General features: G+C 70.3%; 15 protein-coding genes. All 15 read right to left on the reverse strand.

Annotation, left to right across the window (positions count from 1 at the left end; genetic code table 11):
- Positions 1-4: 4 nt before the first annotated feature.
- The 15 genes from Aph01nite_RS08440 to Aph01nite_RS08510 all read right to left on the reverse strand — a co-directional run bounded on the left by Aph01nite_RS08440 (position 5) and on the right by Aph01nite_RS08510 (position 16015).
- Positions 5-1090 carry a nitrilase-related carbon-nitrogen hydrolase gene (locus Aph01nite_RS08440; protein ID WP_204040215.1) on the reverse strand — a complete coding sequence of 362 codons (1086 nt, stop codon included), beginning with the start codon at positions 1088-1090 and terminating at the stop codon, positions 5-7.
- A 57-nt stretch (positions 1091-1147) separates the two neighbouring features.
- Positions 1148-1717, reverse strand: coding sequence for a flavin reductase family protein (locus Aph01nite_RS08445; protein ID WP_204040216.1), 570 nt, complete (start codon positions 1715-1717; stop codon positions 1148-1150).
- Positions 1701-3200 carry a 4-hydroxyphenylacetate 3-hydroxylase family protein gene (locus tag Aph01nite_RS08450; RefSeq protein ID WP_204040217.1) on the reverse strand — a complete coding sequence of 500 codons (1500 nt, stop codon included), beginning with the start codon at positions 3198-3200 and terminating at the stop codon, positions 1701-1703. The genes Aph01nite_RS08445 and Aph01nite_RS08450 overlap by 17 nt, the downstream gene beginning before the upstream one ends.
- 110 nt (positions 3201-3310) lie before the next feature.
- A complete protein-coding gene (locus Aph01nite_RS08455; RefSeq protein ID WP_204040218.1) occupies positions 3311-3916 on the reverse strand; it encodes a helix-turn-helix domain-containing protein in 606 nt (201 codons plus the stop codon).
- Positions 3917-3993: 77 nt separating this feature from the next.
- Positions 3994-4443: a nuclear transport factor 2 family protein gene (locus Aph01nite_RS08460; protein WP_204040219.1), complete on the reverse strand. Its 450-nt coding sequence runs from the start codon at positions 4441-4443 to the stop codon at positions 3994-3996.
- Between the two features lie 30 nt (positions 4444-4473).
- Positions 4474-5856, reverse strand: a complete 1383-nt coding sequence (locus Aph01nite_RS08465; RefSeq protein ID WP_204040220.1) for an NAD(P)/FAD-dependent oxidoreductase — start codon at positions 5854-5856, stop codon at positions 4474-4476.
- A gap of 85 nt (positions 5857-5941) precedes the next feature.
- Positions 5942-6082 (reverse strand): hypothetical protein, encoded by a 141-nt coding sequence (locus tag Aph01nite_RS08470; RefSeq protein WP_204040221.1) that lies wholly within the window; start codon positions 6080-6082, stop codon positions 5942-5944.
- Positions 6079-7440 carry a flavin monoamine oxidase family protein gene (locus tag Aph01nite_RS08475; RefSeq protein WP_204040222.1) on the reverse strand — a complete coding sequence of 454 codons (1362 nt, stop codon included), beginning with the start codon at positions 7438-7440 and terminating at the stop codon, positions 6079-6081. Before Aph01nite_RS08475 ends, Aph01nite_RS08470 begins: the two co-directional genes overlap by 4 nt.
- Before the next feature lie 11 nt (positions 7441-7451).
- Positions 7452-8453, reverse strand: a complete 1002-nt coding sequence (locus Aph01nite_RS08480; RefSeq protein ID WP_204040223.1) for an ABC transporter permease — start codon at positions 8451-8453, stop codon at positions 7452-7454.
- Between the two features lies 1 nt (position 8454).
- Positions 8455-9252, reverse strand: a complete 798-nt coding sequence (locus tag Aph01nite_RS08485) for an ABC transporter permease (RefSeq protein ID WP_204040224.1) — start codon at positions 9250-9252, stop codon at positions 8455-8457.
- Positions 9253-9281: 29 nt separating this feature from the next.
- The gene (locus Aph01nite_RS08490) at positions 9282-10883 is read right to left on the reverse strand and encodes an ABC transporter substrate-binding protein (RefSeq protein ID WP_204040225.1); all 1602 of its coding nucleotides are present in this window, start codon (positions 10881-10883) and stop codon (positions 9282-9284) included.
- A gap of 95 nt (positions 10884-10978) precedes the next feature.
- Complete coding sequence (locus Aph01nite_RS08495) at positions 10979-12766, reverse strand: dipeptide ABC transporter ATP-binding protein (RefSeq protein ID WP_204040226.1); 1788 nt, start codon at positions 12764-12766, stop codon at positions 10979-10981.
- Between the two features lie 229 nt (positions 12767-12995).
- Positions 12996-13760, reverse strand: a complete 765-nt coding sequence (locus Aph01nite_RS08500; RefSeq protein ID WP_204040227.1) for a FadR/GntR family transcriptional regulator — start codon at positions 13758-13760, stop codon at positions 12996-12998.
- A 97-nt stretch (positions 13761-13857) separates the two neighbouring features.
- Positions 13858-14625, reverse strand: a complete 768-nt coding sequence (locus tag Aph01nite_RS08505; RefSeq protein ID WP_204040228.1) for a 3-oxoacyl-ACP reductase — start codon at positions 14623-14625, stop codon at positions 13858-13860.
- A 28-nt stretch (positions 14626-14653) separates the two neighbouring features.
- Complete coding sequence (locus Aph01nite_RS08510; RefSeq protein WP_204040229.1) at positions 14654-16015, reverse strand: aldehyde dehydrogenase family protein; 1362 nt, start codon at positions 16013-16015, stop codon at positions 14654-14656.
- Positions 16016-16018 lie beyond the last annotated feature (3 nt).

Here is a 16018-nt window from a genome sequence, read left to right on the forward strand (position 1 = left end):
GCGCTCAGGCGTTCCGGCTCTTCGTGTACGCCGATTCCTTGAACACGTCCCGGCGAGACGCGATCACCTGGCGGCGGATCTCCTCCCACTCCTCGGAGTTCATGGAGGTCTCCCGGCCCATCAGGGTGTTGTTAGGCCACATCTGGCCGGAGTCCGTGTACACCTTGCTGAAGATCTCGGTCGGCATGAACACCGTGCGCGAGCAGAAACCGCTCTCCTCGCGGTACCGCCGCAGCGACTCCATGTTGATCTCGGCGGCGGTGCCCATCTCGCCGTGCGCGGACGCGCGGGCCAGCAGGCGGCCCGTGTAGTCGGCGATCATCGAGCGGCCCGCGCCGAAGTCGACCGCGCGGCCCGGGTGGTAGAGGTGGCCGCGGTTCGCCTCGACCACGTACGTGAGGTTCGAGAACGCGTGGAACCGGGTGATGACCGACATGAGGTCCTGCGGCTCCGCCATCCACGGCTCGATCCACGCGTTCGGCCGGAGCAGGATCTCGGCGCCGTTCAGCATCAGCCCGCGGGAGATCTCCGCGTACTGGCCCTCGCCGCAGATCTGGAAGCCGATGCCGCCCAGCTCGGTCTGCGCCACCGGGAAGAACGCGTCCAGGCCGTCGCCGAACTTCTTCACGAACCAGTCGTAGACGTCGCCGGGGGCGGCGCTGCCCGCCTCGTACGACTTGCTGGTGACGACCTTGTGGTGGACCAGCGGGATCGAGCCGTCGGGGGCGATCAGGAACGCGACGCTCATCGGGCGGCCGGGGAGGTCGTCGTACTCGGTCCAGGCGTGCGCGCCGATGTAGACGCCGTGCTTCCTGGCCTTCTCGGCGAGGGCGTCGGTCTCCGGGCCGGGGATCTTGATCGACACCCCGTTCCAGCTGCCGTCGGGGTTGCGGGGCAGGCTCATGAAGCCGTACTCGGGGAAGAGCAGCAGGCGGCAGGGGGCGCCGGTGATCATCGACCAGTACGGGACCATGTGGTCGATGAGTTCGAGCCAGCGGTTGAGGTTCTTGTCCCACAGCTCCTCGATGTTCGAGGCGTAGTGCATGTTCGGCTGCATCGCGGCAACCGAGAAGTAGGTGTCATCGGACATGGCGGTACTCCTGTTTGTCGTTTTCGTCTTGTCAGCCACGTGGGCGAGGGCGCGCGGTCACCAGCCGAGGGCGGAGAGCATGCCTTTCTCGGCGGCCGCGGGCAGCAGGTGTTCGGCGAGGGTGGCGACGTACTTCCGGTCGTGGTAGACGAGCGGTTCCGCCCCGGCGGGCCCGCCGACGACGCGGTCGACGAGGCCGATCATGATCGAGTGGGAGCCGAAGTCGACGACGCGTTCGAGCCGGCACATCAGGGCCCCGGCGGCTCCGGCCAGCACCGGGAACTCGGCGAGGTCGGCGGCGAGGCGGGGGTCCCGGCTCAGCAGCCCGGCGGGGATCGCCTTGTCCGAGCCCGGCCGGCTGAAATGGTTGGCGATGTCGTCCTGGGCGCGTTCGAGGACGTTGATGACGAAGGTTCCGGCCCGCACGATCGCGTCCCGGGTGCGGGCCTCCCGGTTGACGCAGATGAGCGCCGACGGGGGGTCGAGGGAGAGGGAGCAGACCGACGTGGCGGTCATTCCGGTGGCGACTCCGCCCTGCGGGCAGGTGATCAGGTTGACCGTCGCCGCGCACTTGCTGAACAGGTCCCGCGTCTCCAGCCGTGCCGCGGGGTCACGCGGGCTGCGCATCGGTCTTCTCGCGAATCCGCCGCGTCAGCCGCTCGGCCAGCGCGTCGACCCGGTGCCAGTCGAAGGCCCGGCCGAGGTGGCCGTTGGTCACGTGCGGCGGGCCGGCGTAGAACATCTCGTACTGGAGGTGGCGGCTGGCGTACTCGCTGCCGATGAGGTCCCAGGCCGTGCGCATCAGCTGGTAGTGCTCCTTGGCCGCGCCGAGGTCGGCCTGGCCGGACGTCCGCAGGTACGCGTCGACGGTCTCGTCGTTGCCGAAGGCGCTGAGGTCGGCGGGCTGGCGGAACGGGTGGCCGCCGATGAGCTCCCGCATGCGCAGGGCGAACCGGGGGAACTCCTGCGAGCTCCACGCCATCGTCGCGTACAGGACCTCGCGGTTGTTGCTCACGAAGCCGCTGGACCACGGTTCCGGGTTGTTCTCCTGGCCCTGGATGAGGCCGTCGAGCATGCCGACGTAGAGCGCCATCCTGCGCAGTTCGTCCTGCACGCCCGGGATTCCGGAGGTGCCGATCACCTCGGTGAGGACGCGCGTGAGCCCGAGCATCGTGCCGGACTTGACCAGGAGCCGTACGTGCGCCTGGAGGTTGGCCAGGGCGTGCGCCGGGGTGCTGTTGAACGCCGCGACCGAGGCCGCGATCCCGTTGAAGGTGAACACCCGCTCCCACGGGACCTTCACGTTGTCGAAGACCAGGACCGAGTCCGTCTCGTCGAAGGTCGCCGCGAGCGGGTACTCGTAGATGTTGCGGGAGCGGCCCTCGAACGAGGTCCTGCTGATCAGCTTCAGGCCCTCGGTCGCCACGGGGACGGCGAAGGAGACCGAGTACGCCTCGTCGCCGGGCCGCAGCGGGAGGATGTTGCCGATCCAGATCTCGTCGGCGAGGACCGCGCTGGTCGCGAGCACCTTGACGCCGTGGACGGTCACGCCCTCGCTGTCGGAGTCGACGACGCGGAGCGCGTTCGGGTTCCGGACCGGCTCCGCCGACTTGCTGCTATCATAAATCGAGCTCAGCGAGCGCGTGCCGGACGGTGGGGCCACCGCATGCGCGACGTAGAGGTCGCGGTCGCGGACGAAACGCCAGTAGTCGAGAACGTGGTCGGGGTATCCGCCTTCGGTGAAGACGTCCACCTGTGATGCCATTCCGGTGACCGACGAGCCCACGTGGTCAGGGGTCCGGCCGAGGAGCCCGTTGCTCGTCTCCGACACGACCTGGTGGAACTTGCGCTTGGCGACGATGTCGTCGCGGTTCCGCGGCCGGAGGAAGGTGAGACTGCACTGGTCTCCGGTCTCCTCCTCGATGTAGGTCGTCAGATGTTCGTTCTTCGGGTCGGAAACCGCGGCGTAGATGTCGCCGACGCTGTCGGCGGCGTTCCGGAACGCCTCGTGCGTCGTCACGTCGGTCACCAACTCGCCGCCGACGTAGACGTTCCGTCCGTCGCGCAGGTCGTTGAGGTAGTCCGCCTTGGTTCGCAGTCTGCTCGCCATATGAGTGATTCCTAAATCAGCGGAAAGCTGGAGATTTCGCGCGCGGCTGATCAGCGGGCGCCCCGTCGGGCGTCCGATTCAGTCCTTGCGCGCGGGTGGGGTGGAGTGGGTCAGAAGGTCGGTGGGGTCACGACCCAGACGGCGACGACACGATCGTCGCCGACGTTGCGGTAGGAGTGCGGCACGGTGCTCTGGAAGGTGATCGAGTCACCGGCTTCGAGGACGTAGACCTGGTTGCCCACGGTCACCTCGTGCGTGCCCTGGAGGATGATGCCGAACTCGACGCCCTCGTGGACGAAGGGCCCGTCGATCGCGTCGCTTCCCGGGGGCACCTCGACCCAGAGGGCTTCGAGCGGGCCGCGCAGCGACGGGGTGAGCAGGTGGTGCACCGCTTGCGACTCGCGCTCGTGCAGGTCGAGCGTGCGCCGCTCGCCGGCGCGCACCACCGGGGATGGGATGTCGGAGTTGTGGAGGAGGCGCCCGATCGGCACCTCGAGCGCGTGCGCCAGGTCCGCCAGCGTGTTGAAGGACGGGTTGCCGTTGCCGCGCTCGATCTGGCTGAGCAGGCCGATGCTGACGCCGGCGCGCTTGCCCAGGGCTTCGAGGGTCAGCTGGCGTTCCTTGCGGAGGGCCCGGAGTTCCGTGCCCAGCCGCTCCACCAGTTCGCGCCTGTTCGCGTTCGGTTCCGTGGCCGGGACCGGCGTCTCCTCGCTCACAGGCACCTCACTCTCTCGTGTACATCTTCAGTACATCGAAAGAATTTCATTGTGTCAATAGGTCGGTTTGTCGTCTTTTAGAAGTTCTGGCGGCCGTGGGCGTCCGCGGAGAGGATCTGGTTCAGGTAGGCCGTGTCCTGGAAGTAGACCCGGATCTCGGCGATCCGCCCGTCTTTGATCGTGTACGTCTCCGCGCCCGGCATCACGTACTCGGTGCCGTCGAGCCCGCCCAGCCTGAGCGTGAACTCGCGGAACACCCGGTCTCCCGCGCTGACGAGGACGCCGATCTCGCTGCGCACGCGGGCCGGGTCGATCGCCGGGGCCTTCTCCACGGCGGCCTGGAGCGCGTCGAAGACACCGAGGTAGCCGTCGATGCCGGTCCAGGTGCCTCCCCAGGGGATCATCTCGGCCTCCACGCAGATCGCGTCCTCGGTGAGATGCCGTCGCAGGGCGTCCTCGAAGCCGGGCTCACGCCGGCCGCGGAGGGACTCCAGGTAGGAGCGGACCAGATCGGTCGAAGTGGTCATGAAGTTCCTTTCTTCAATGGTGGTCGGGCGCTAGCGCCCGGTGACGAACGCGCCGATCCGGCTGAGCCGGCTCGGCCGTTCCGTTCCTGCCTGCTCGCGGCGGTCGGCGGCGCGGTACAGCTTCGTCATGGCGTTGACGCCGACCCAGCGCAGCGGTTCGGGCTCCCAGCGGCGGGTGGGCCGATTGACCCACGGCAGTTCCGTGAGGTCGCTCTTGCGGCCTCTGACCAGGTCGGCGAGGGTGCGGCCGGCCAGGTTGGTAGTGCTGACGCCGCTGCCGACGTACCCGCCCGCGCTGGCCAGGCCGGTCGCGGGGTCGAAGTTGACCGACGGGGTCCAGTCGCGCGGGATCGCGAGCACGCCGCACCACGAGTCCGTGATACCGAGGTCGCGCAGCTGCGGGAACCAGTTCGTGACCGCCTCGAAGAGGTGGCGGCGCGCGGCCTCGGTGGTGCGGCCGTCGTGGTCCAGGGCGGAGCCGTACCCGTATTTGGGGAGAATGCCGCGGGCGCCCATCACGATCCGCCAGTCGGCCGTGAGCTGCGCCGCCGCGTACGCGTTGGCGCCGTCGGCGATCAGCTCCGCGCCGGACCAGCCGATCTCGGCCCGCCGGGACTCCGGGATCGGGTCGGTCAGGATGACCGTCGACTGCATGGGCAGCACGTCCCGCCGATGCCCCGGCAGGTTCACCAGGTACGCCTCCACGCTGCGGATGACGACGGGCGCGCGGACGGCGCCCCGTGAGGTCACCACGCGTCCGGGTTCGATGCGCAGGGCTTCGGTGTCCTCGTGGACGCGTACGCCGCGGCGGCGCACGACCTCCAGGAGGCCGCGGACCAGTTTGGCGGGCTGCACGCGTGCGCCGTACTCGTTGCGGTAGCCGCCGAGGACGCCGTGGACGCGGACGCGTTCGGCGACCTCCTCGCCGGAGAGCCAGGAGTAGCCGGCGTCGACGCCCCAGGAGCGCCGCTTCTCGAAGTAGGCGCGGACGCGTACCAGCTGGGCGGGGTTCTGGGCGAACCTGATGATTCCCCCGTGGTGCAGGCCGGCGTCGACGCCTTCGTCGCGGAGGGTGCGGACGACGAGGTCGAACGTCTCGTTCATCGCGTGGTGCATGGCGACGACCCCGGCCCGGCCGCCGCGCCGCGCCATGTCCTCGAGCTTTCCGTCGAACTCGGAGCTGAGCCATCCGGCGTTGCGTCCGGAGGCGCCGTACCCGGCCATGCGCTTCTCGATCACGGCGATCCGGGCGTCCGGCTCGGCGACGGACAGGTAGTACGCCGTCCAGAGGCCGGTCAGCCCGGCCCCGACGACGCAGAAGTCGGCTTCTCGGTCACCCTCCAGCGGATCGGAGGGCGAGGCTCCCGCCTCGTGGAGCCAGTAGGAGGGCACGTCCTCACGACGTAGTTCCATGGATGCCCTTTCCGTGACGGCGGCAGGGCCAGGCGGCGCCGTCACCTGTGTCGGTTCTTCGATATGACGGCAGGGTGAGCCGTGCTCACCTCGGCGAGCGCATGCTCATGCAGCGGAAGCAGAACGGCGGCCTGCCGTCGTGGCGGCACGCCTTCTCCTCGGCGATGGCCTGCTCCCGCCAGCGCAGGAACATCCGGATCATGCGGCGGATCAGACGGGGGATCATCGGCGCGCTCGCCGGCAGATCTCCTCGACGGCGCGCTTCCCGGACGAGACGGCGCCGTCCATGTAGCAGATCCAGGCGGTCGCCGTCTCCGCGCCGGCCCAGTGCACGCGTCCCTCGGGCTCGCGGATGTGCCGTCCGAGGCTGGACCAGGTGCCGGGCGCCATCAGGATCTGGTGCGCGCCGCGCGACCAGGTCTCGGCGGTCCAGTCGACTTCGATGATCTCCAGAGGCGCGGCGGCCTCCGCGCCGAACGCCAGCACGAGCTGGTCGATGACGGTCCGGCGGCGCTCGAACTCCGTCAGGCGCCGGAAGGCCGTCGCCCGAGCCGCCTCCACGAATCCGACGATGACCCCGAGGTCGCTGTCGCGCGGGGCGTTGTCGAAGGTGAGGGCCAGGGCCGAGCCCGGCGACCGGAGTTCGCCCGACAGTCCCTGCTCGCGCCAGAACGGCCGCTCGTACACGACGTGGATCTTGATCGTGTTGGTCATGGCGGCGCGCTGCATGAACTGGTCGCGGCCCGGCGAGAGCGCGGGAGTGAACCTGATGCGGGAGGTGAGCGCGGGCGGGACCGCCACGACCGCGTACGCGGCCCGCGCCTCGACGCCGTCCGCGGACACCGTGACGCCGTCCGCGTCCTGGGCCACGGCCCGTACGGGCGCGCCGAGCACGACCGCGTCCCCGAGTTCACGGGCCATGGCGAGGGCGATCCGCTGCGATCCGCCGACGATGCGGTCCTGCTGCGCGGCTCCCTCGACCCCGGTCATCCGCTCCACCCGCCCACCGGCGGCGGCGATGCCGGCGACGATGTGCAGGAGGGAGACCTCCCAGACGTCGCACGCCCAGATCCCGGCCAGGAAGCCGGTGAAGAACTCCCGCGCGGCCGCGGTCGCGCAGGTCGTGGTGAGCCAGTTCTCGAAGGTGATCTTGTCGATCTCCTCCCCGGTCCGGCCCTTCCAGGGCGTCTGGGGGTCGATCTTGGCGGCGAGCCGTTCGAGCGCCGCGACGGCCTGGTTGATATCGGAACGTTCCTCGTCGGTCCAGGGGTCCTCGTCCTGCGCGAACCGGCGTACCTCGTCGCCGACGAGCCGCATGCTGTCCCCCGACATGAACGTCGGATAGGTCTCCAGGCCCAGCTCGCGGACCAGGGCGTTCACGTGGAGCTGGTCGGGCCCGATCCACTGCCCGCCGCCCTCGACCGCCCGCCCGTCGGGGAGTTCCCGGTTCCAGGTCTTGCCGCCCACGCGGTCGCGGGCTTCGAGGACGAGGACGCTCATTCCCTTCGCGCGGGCCGCCCGGGCGGCGGACAGACCGGCGAGGCCGGCGCCGACGACGACGACATCCACTGTGTGCTGCTGCATCGCGTACTTCCTCATTTACTGGTGGCGTCGAGGCTGATCCGCGGATCGGCGAAGGTCTGCAGGACGTCCACGGCGGCGTTGAGGGTGATGAAGATCGCTCCGAACACGACGGCGACGGCGGTGATGGCCGGCACGTCCGTCGTCCGGATGGAGATCGACAGGTAGTTGCCGACGCCGGGCCAGGCGAAGATCTTCTCGACGATGGCCACGGTGCCGAGCATCACGCCGAACATGAGGCCCGTCATGGCCAGCGCCGAGTTCAGGCAGTTGCGCAGGGCGTGCTTGAAGACGATGCCCGTCCAGGACAGCCCCTTCAGCCGGGCCGTCTTGACGTAGTCGGCGTTCAGGACGGTGGTCAGCGCGCTGCCGAAAGCCCGGCCGATGCCCACCGACGGGCCCGCGCCGAGCGCGATCGCGGGCATGATCAGGTGCGTGAGCGAGTTCCAGAACTCGTCGAACCGCCCGTGCAGGAGGGTGTCGATCGTGAGGAACCCGGTCGGCCCGTCCGGCCCGGTCCCGAACCCCGAGCCCGGCAGCCAGCCCAGCGCGTCGTAGAAGACGAGCAGGAAGACCAGGCCGAGCAGGAAGATCGGGATGGAGGCGCCGGTCAGCATGAGCGCGCGGACGGCCGACACGAGCAGCCCGCGATGCGCGGTGAGCAACCCCAGGATCAGGCCCGCCAGTACGGCGAACACCGCCGCCGCCACGAGCAGCTGGAGGGTCGCCGGCAGGGTGGACGCGATGTCCGAGGCGACCGGCTGCTTCGTCCGGTACGAGATCTGGAAGTCGCCCCGCGCCACGTCCCCGAGGTAGCCCGCCAGCCGTACGACGAACGGGCGGTCGAGACCGAGCTCCTCGCGGGCGTGGGCGAGTGCCTCCGGCGTGGCCCGGTCGCCCACCATCGCGCGCGCGGGATCCGCCGGGCTCAGCTGCTGGAGGGCGAAGATCGCCGCCACCATGAGCAGCAGGACGACGATCGCGGTGGCGATCCGGCGGACAAGGAACCGAGCCATGCTATTGCGCCTTCATCTGGGAACGGAGGGCGTCGCCGGCGAGATTCGCGATCAACGCCAGACAGGTGACGGCGACCGCCGGGATCACCGGGATCCACCAGTGGGTGAGCAGGTACGGCAGGCCCTGCGCCGCCATCGAGCCGAGCTCCGGGGCGGGCTCCGGACGGCCCAGCCCCAGGAAGGACAGGCCCGCGAGCATGGTGATGACACCGCCGAGATCGAGCGTGACCGTCACCAGGATCACCGGCCAGGCCCCGGGAAGCAGGTGCCGCAGCACCAGCCGCAGGTGCCCGTTTCCGGCAAGTTTGGCCGCCTCGATGTGGGGGCGCGAGGCGATGGCGCGGATCTCGGCGCGTACCAGCCGCGCGTAGTACGGCCAGCTCAGCACGCCGATCGCGATCAGCGCGTTGCGGAGCGACGGGCCCAGGACCGCGGCGATCACGACGGCGAGGATGGCCGCGGGAAGCGCCAGGAAGAAGTCGACGACGGCCATCAGCGCACGGTCGGCCCAGCCGCCGAGGTAGCCGGCCACGACGCCGACCAGGCTGCCGAACGACGCGATCGGCAGCACCAGGCCGGCGGAGGCGAGCCAGCTCGCCGACATGCCCTCCAGGACGCGGCTCAGGATGTCGCGGCCGACCTGGTCGGTGCCGAACAGGCCGGTGTCGCCGAACGGGGCCGCCAGCGGGATCCCGATCGGCAGCGTCGCGTCGTACGGCGCCAGCAGAGGGGCGATCACCGCGAAAACCGTGATCGCCCCCAGCGACCCGACGCTGAGCCACGTGACCCGTCGCGTCATCCGTCGCCGGCCGGCCGAGGGGAGGACCCTCACGGGGCCTCGCCCACCTCGGCGTAGAACGGGCCGAACGGGTTGGCGGCCGTGAACGCCACCGGTCCGACGTTCTTGTTGGCGTAGATGAAGGACTTCACGTCCGCGAGCGTGAAGAAGAAGGCCGAGTCCGCGTACGCGCCGGCGGCGGCGTCGTACAGCTTGGCGGCCTCGTCGGCGTCGGTGGCGGCGATGGCGGCGTCGAGCGCCTCGTCCCCGGCCGGCACGGAGACGCCGTTCATGGTCAGCGAACCCCCGGTCGCGAAGTACGCCTTCAGCCAGGCGGCCGGCGTGTTCGCGTCCGAGTTGATGCCGAGCACCATGAGGTCCGGGGCCTTGGAGGTGTCCGCGGCGAACCCGTAGAACTCCGGGCCGTACCCGCGGACGGTGGCGCTCAGGCCGGCGGCCTGGAGCTGGGCCTGGATCAGCTGCGCGGCGAGCGCGTCACGGGCGAGGCTGTCCCGGTATCCGATCACGATGGGGTCGATCGGGCCGAGGCCGCCGACGAGTGCCTTCAGCTTGGCCGGGTCGTAGCCGGGGTCGTCGCTGGTGCCGTCGCCGCCGACCATGGTGATCGGGATCAGGCTCTTCGACGCGGTGGCCTCCTCGCCGAACGCGCCCTTCGCGATGACCGAACGGTCGACCGCCCGGATCAGCGCCTCGCGGACCGCCTTGTCCTTGAAGATGCCCGCGTCCTTGATCCACACGGTGGGCTTCACCACCGAGGGGTACGCGGTCACGGACAGCGTGCCGTCCTTGCGCAGCTCCCCGGCGAGGTTGGGCGGGACCTGCGAGTCGATCAGGTCCAGGTCGCCCTGGCGCAGCCGCAGCACCTGGTCGGTGATCTCCGGCACGACGGACACCTGGATCTCGGGGATCTTCGGCTTGTCGCCCCAGTAGTCCGGCGCGGCCTTGAGCGTGAGGCCCTTGTCGATCACGACGTCCGACAGCACGTACGGGCCGGATCCGGCGTCGGCCTTGACCAGGAACGTCTGGCTGTTGTCCGAGCCGAGGTTGGCCTTGAGCAGGGCCGGGCTCATGGCCTTGGGCCCGACGTACGAGGCGAGGTAGTCAAGCAGCGCGTTGTTCGGCTTCTTGAGCTTGATCACGAACGTGTGCGGGTCCGGCGTCTCGAACGAGTCGACGTCGGCGAGCATGTACGACGGCGCGCCCTTGATGTCGATGAACCGCTGGAAGCTGTAGCGGAAGGCCTCCGCGTCGACCGGCGTGCCGTCGTGGAACTTGGCGTCGTCGCGCAGGGTGAAGGTGTAGACGAGGCCGTCCGGGGAGATCGTCCACTCGGTCGCCAGCTCCGGCTCGATCGCGCCCGTACGGGACGCGTAGCCGACGAGGCCCTCGTAGAGCGCGCCCATCGTGGCGAAGGCGACGCTTCCGTAGTACGTGGCGGGGTCGAGCGTCATGTCCTGGTACGACCAGGCGACTTTGAGGGTGGTGAGCTTGGTCGCGGGCAGGGAGTCCGACCCGATCGTCGCGCCGGGCGAGGATGACGACCCTCCCCCACCGGAGGAACAGGCTGCGAGCGCGAGGGCGGTGAGCAGAGCGACCGAACCCGCAACCGCTCGGCGGCGGATGCTGGACATGCGTTAACCTTTCTGCAGGGCAAAGCGAAGTGATGCAGCTCTCGAATGACGGCCCGGGTGCCACCGGGCCGTCATCAAGCGGCGAGGTCGTCAGTTCAGGCGACCCCCCTGTGTGAAGGGCTCCCGGGAACGGCTGCGAGCAGCTGCCGGGTCAGGTCGTGCCGGGGCCGGGCCACGACCTCGTCGGTCGGCCCGCTCTCGACGATCCGGCCGTTCTCCATCACGACGATGCGGTCGCCCACGAGCCGGGCCGCCGCGAGGTCGTGGGTCACGAAGAGCATGGCCATCCCCAGCTCCCGCCGGAGTTCGGCCAGCATGTTCAGCGCCGTAGCCGCGAGCGAGACGTCGAGGGCCGAGGTCGGCTCGTCGCACAGCAGCAGGCTCGGCGGGACCACGACCGCCCGCGCGATGGCGGCGCGCTGGCGCTGCCCGCCGGAGAGCTGGCCCGGCTTGGCCGACGCGAGCTTGGGGCTCAGCCCCACGCGCCGCATCGTCTCCGCGACGGCCTCGGCGCGCGCCCGCTTGCTCAGCCCCGAGCCGCGCAGGCGCTCGCCGATCAGCTCGCCGAGCGTGAGCCAGGGCGTGAGCGACGCGCCGGCGTCCTGGAACACGATCTGCGGGCGGCTCTCGCCGTTGTACGCGATCGTGCCCGAGTCGAGGGGAAGCAGCCCGGCGATCGCGCGGAGCAGCGTGGACTTGCCGCAGCCGCTCAGGCCGACGATCGACAGCGACTCGTTGGCGCCCACGGAGAGGTCCACCCCGTCGAGCGCGTGGACGGTGGCGGCCTGCCTGCCCCGGCCGAGCACGTAGGACTTGCGGGCCTGCCGTACCTCCACGACGGGGGCGCGGCCGGGGAGTCCCGGCATCGGCGCCAGCGTGTCGCCCTGGAGTGAGCCGGTCGGGATGGCCGAGAGCTCGTCGGCGCGTACGCAGGCCGTGCGGGCGCCGGTCGTGGCCGAGGGGCGCAGGTCCGGGAGGCCGTCGTCGCAGGCCGGCGCGTGGTGGCCGCAGCGGGGGCCGAACGGGCAGCCGCGGATGACCGTGGACGGGTCCGGGGGCTCACCGGGCAGGGCGACCACCTCGCGGGCGCGGTCCGTCTCCAGGGTCAGGCGCGCGCGCTGGAGGGCGCGGGTGTACGGGTGCGAGGGGTTGACGAGCACGTCGCGGCTGGTGCCGACCTCGGCGACGCGGCCGCCGTACATGACGACGATGCGGTCGGCGAGTTCGCTGGCGACGCCGAGGTCGTGGGTGACGAAGAAGACGGCGAGCCCGAGCCGGTCGCAGAGTTCGCGGAAGAGTTCGAGGATCTGGGCCTGCACGCTCACGTCGAGGGCGGTGGTCGGCTCGTCGGCGATCAGGAGCTTCACGTCGCCCGCGGTGGCGAGCGCGATCATGACGCGCTGGCGCAGGCCGCCGGAGAGCTCGTGCGGGTAGCTGCGCAGCCGCCGCCGGGCGTCCGGGACTCCGACGGCGTCGAGCAGCCGGACGGACTCGTCGTCGGAGCCGGTCACCTCGAACAGCTGGCGGCCGATCCGCTGGGTCGGGTTCAGCGAGCTCATCGGGTCCTGGAAGACCGCGCCCAGGCTCAGGCGGCGGACGCGGCGCCGGACCCGTTCGGGGCCGCGCAGCATGTCGGCCCCGTCGACGATCACCTCGCCTCCGAGTTCGCGCAGGTTGGACGGGAGGAGGCCGATGAGCGCGGAGCCGAGGACGCTCTTGCCCGAGCCGGACTCGCCCACCACGGCGAGCACCTCGCCGGCCCGTACGTCGAGGCTCACGCCGCGCAGCGCGTACAGGTCGGCGCCGTCGCGGTGGAAGGTGACCACGAGATCGCGGACGGAGGCGATCGGGCCGGGGTCGCTCGTCAATTCGTCCGTGCTCACGTGCCGGCACCTTTCTGCCGACGCTCGCGGCGGCTGACCCTCGGCGGGGATGAACGATTCGTCTCTCGTCCGGTAAAGGCCATGTTGCTAGTCCATTTACGTAGGAAGCTCCTGCGGGGGAGTGTGCAGGATGCTATCTCAAAGGTATGCAAACCATCCATTAAGATTGGATAACCGGCGGATGCTCGCCAGGTAACATGGCGATCTTGGGATCGCGGGGGACGACCGGTTACAGGTCGTCGTCGGGCAGCAGCGGGGCGCGCCGCGACGGCGACGCCCCCAGGAACCCGTGGATGAGCGCGACCGTGCCGGCGAGGTGCTCCTCCATCGCCTGGACGGCCCGCTCCTTGTCGCCGGTCAGGATGGCCAGGACGATCGCGTGATGCTGCTCGTTCGAGTTGACGATGTTCCGTTCGAGCAGCGGCATGCGGTCCAGGATCTGGTTGACCAGCATGCGGTTGTCGGCCACCATCGCCGTCACCGACGGTGACCCGACCAGCTCGGCGATCGTCAGATGGAGGCGCGAGTCCAGGCGGCGGTAGTTCTCACAGTCCGCCGCCTGGACGTCGGTCAGGCGCGTCCAGAGCGTGTCCCGCTCGGTGGCCGTGAGGGCGCGCCGGGCCGCCACGCGTACGGTGGCGACCTCCAGCAGCTCGCGGACGGTCAGGAGGTCGTCGATGTCCAGGTCGGGGAGCTGGCCGCCCTCGGGCTGGGGGGCCTTGGGCAGGGTCTTGGCCAGGAAGGTGCCGCCGTACCGGCCACGGAGGGTGACCAGGTAGCCGGCTTCGCCGAGTGACCTTATGGCGTCGCGGACCGTGTCGCGGCTCACGCCGAACCGGCGCGCCAGCTCACGCTCCGGCGGTAATGACTCGCCCGGGGCGTACACGCCGAGGTGGATCATCTGGAGCAGGCGTTCGACGGTCTCCTCGAAGGAGTTGCCCATGCGGATCGGCCGGAGCAGGGCGCTGGTGGACTCCGCCGAACCCTCGCTCATGCCGCCGCCTTCCGAATAGCCGCCAATGGTCGCCGCGCCGACCGTTGCGAAATGGAGGATACTCGCCCATTCGCCTCCCGCGACCATCGCCGTCACGTCACAGTGGCGTGACGTACGCCCCGGAGATGCCGCCGTCGACGAGGAAGGTCGAGGCGGTGATGAAGGAGGACTCGTCGGAGGCCAGGAAGAGCACCGCGTTGGCCATCTCCTCCGGCTCGCCGAACCGGCCCATCGGCACGTGCACCAGGCGGCGGGCGGCCCGCTCCTCGTCCTTGGCGAACAGCTCCCGCAGCAGCGGGGTGTTCACCGGCCCCGGGCAGAGCGCGTTGACCCGCACGCCCTCGCGGGCGAACTGCACGCCCAGCTCGCGGCTCATCGAGAGCACGCCGCCCTTGGACGCCGAGTACGAGATCTGCGACGTGGCCGCCCCCATCACCGCCACGAACGACGCGGTGTTGATGATCGACCCCCTCCGCTGCTCCAGCATGTACGGCAACGCCGCCTTGCAGCACAGGTAGACGCTGGTCAGGTTGACCTCCTGCACCTTGCGCCAGGCGTCCAGATCCGTGTCCAGGATCGAGTCGTCCTCCGGCGGGGAGATGCCGGCGTTGTTGAACGCGATGTCGACCGAGCCGTAGGTGTCCTTCGCCGTCGCGAAGAGCGCGTCGACCTCCTCCTTGCTGGTCACGTCCACGTGCACGTAGGTGATCCCCAGCTCGTCGGCGATCTCCTTGCCGCGGGCGTCGTCCAGATCGCCGACGACGACCTTCGCGCCCTCCTGGACGAAACGTTTGACCGTGGCCAGGCCGATGCCCGAACACCCTCCGGTGACGACCGCGACCCTGCCTTCCAGACGTCCTGACATGCCTGTTCTCCTCATTGTGGTCAAGCCCCTAGCCGTGGGCGATGAAGACGTTCTTCTCCTCGGTGAACGCGTCCGGCGCGTCCGGCCCGAGTTCCCGGCCGAGGCCGGACTGCTTGAATCCGCCGAACGGCGTCCAGTACCGGACCGAGGCGTGCGAGTTCACGCTGAGGTTGCCGGCCTCCACGCCGCGGGCGACCCGCAGGGCGCGGCTCAGGTCGCGGGTGAAGATCGACCCGGACAGGCCGTACTCGGTGTCGTTGGCCAGCTGGATCGCCTCGTCCTCGTCGTCGAACGGCATCACGGCGACGACCGGGCCGAACACCTCCTCGCGCCAGATCGGCCGGGTGACGTCGTCCGCGAGCACCACCGTCGGCGGCATCCAGTAGCCGGGTCCCTCGGGGGCGGGGCCGGTGAAGGCGGCTTCGACGCCGGCGAGGTAGCCGGTGACCTTCTCCCTGTGCGCGGCGGAGATCAGCGGGCCCATCTCGCTGGCCTCGTCGGCGGGGTCGATCACCCGCATCCCGGCGACGGCCTTCCCCAGTCCGGCGAGGAACTCGTCGTACACCGAGGACTGGACGAGAATCCGCGACCGGGCGCAGCAGTCCTGGCCGGCGTTGTCGAAGACCGCGTACGGCGCGGTGGCGGCCGCCTTGGCGAGGTCGGCGTCGGCGAAGACGATGTTCGCGCTCTTGCCGCCGAGTTCCAGCGTCACCGGCTTCACCTGCGCGGCGCAGCCGGCCATGATCCGCTTGCCGACCGCGGTGGAACCGGTGAAGCAGACCTTGCGGACCAGGGGATGGGTGACGAACCGCTCCCCCACCACCGGTCCCCGGCCCGGGATCACCGTGAGGACGCCCTCGGGCAGCCCCGCCTCGCGCGCCAGCTCGCCGAGCCGGATCGCGGTCAGCGGCGTCAGCTCCGCGGGCTTCAGCACGACGGTGTTGCCGGCCGCGAGCGCCGGGGCGAAGCCCCAGCCGGCGATCGGCATCGGGAAGTTCCACGGCACGATCACCCCGACCACGCCGAGCGGCTCCCGGAAGGTGACGTCGATCCCTCCCGGCACCGGGATCTGGCGTCCGAACAGGCGTTCGGGCGTCGCGGCGTAGTAGTTGAGCACGTCGCGGACGTTCCCGGCCTCCCAGCGGGCGTTGCCGATGGTGTGGCCGGCGTTGCGGACCTCCAGCCAGGCCAGCTCGTCGAGGTGCGCGTCCACGACCGCGGCGAAGGCGCGCAGCAGCCGGGCCCGCTCGCCGGGGGCGACGGCGCGCCAGGAGCGGAAGGCCTCGTGGGCGCGCTCGATCGCGGCGTCGGTCTCGGCCGCCGAGGCGAGCGCCACCTCGGCCAGCGGGCGCTCCGTGGCCGGGTCGATCACGGTGAAGGTGTCGGTCATCGG

Source organism: Acrocarpospora phusangensis (assembly GCF_016862995.1).
GTDB lineage: Bacteria > Actinomycetota > Actinomycetes > Streptosporangiales > Streptosporangiaceae > Acrocarpospora > Acrocarpospora phusangensis.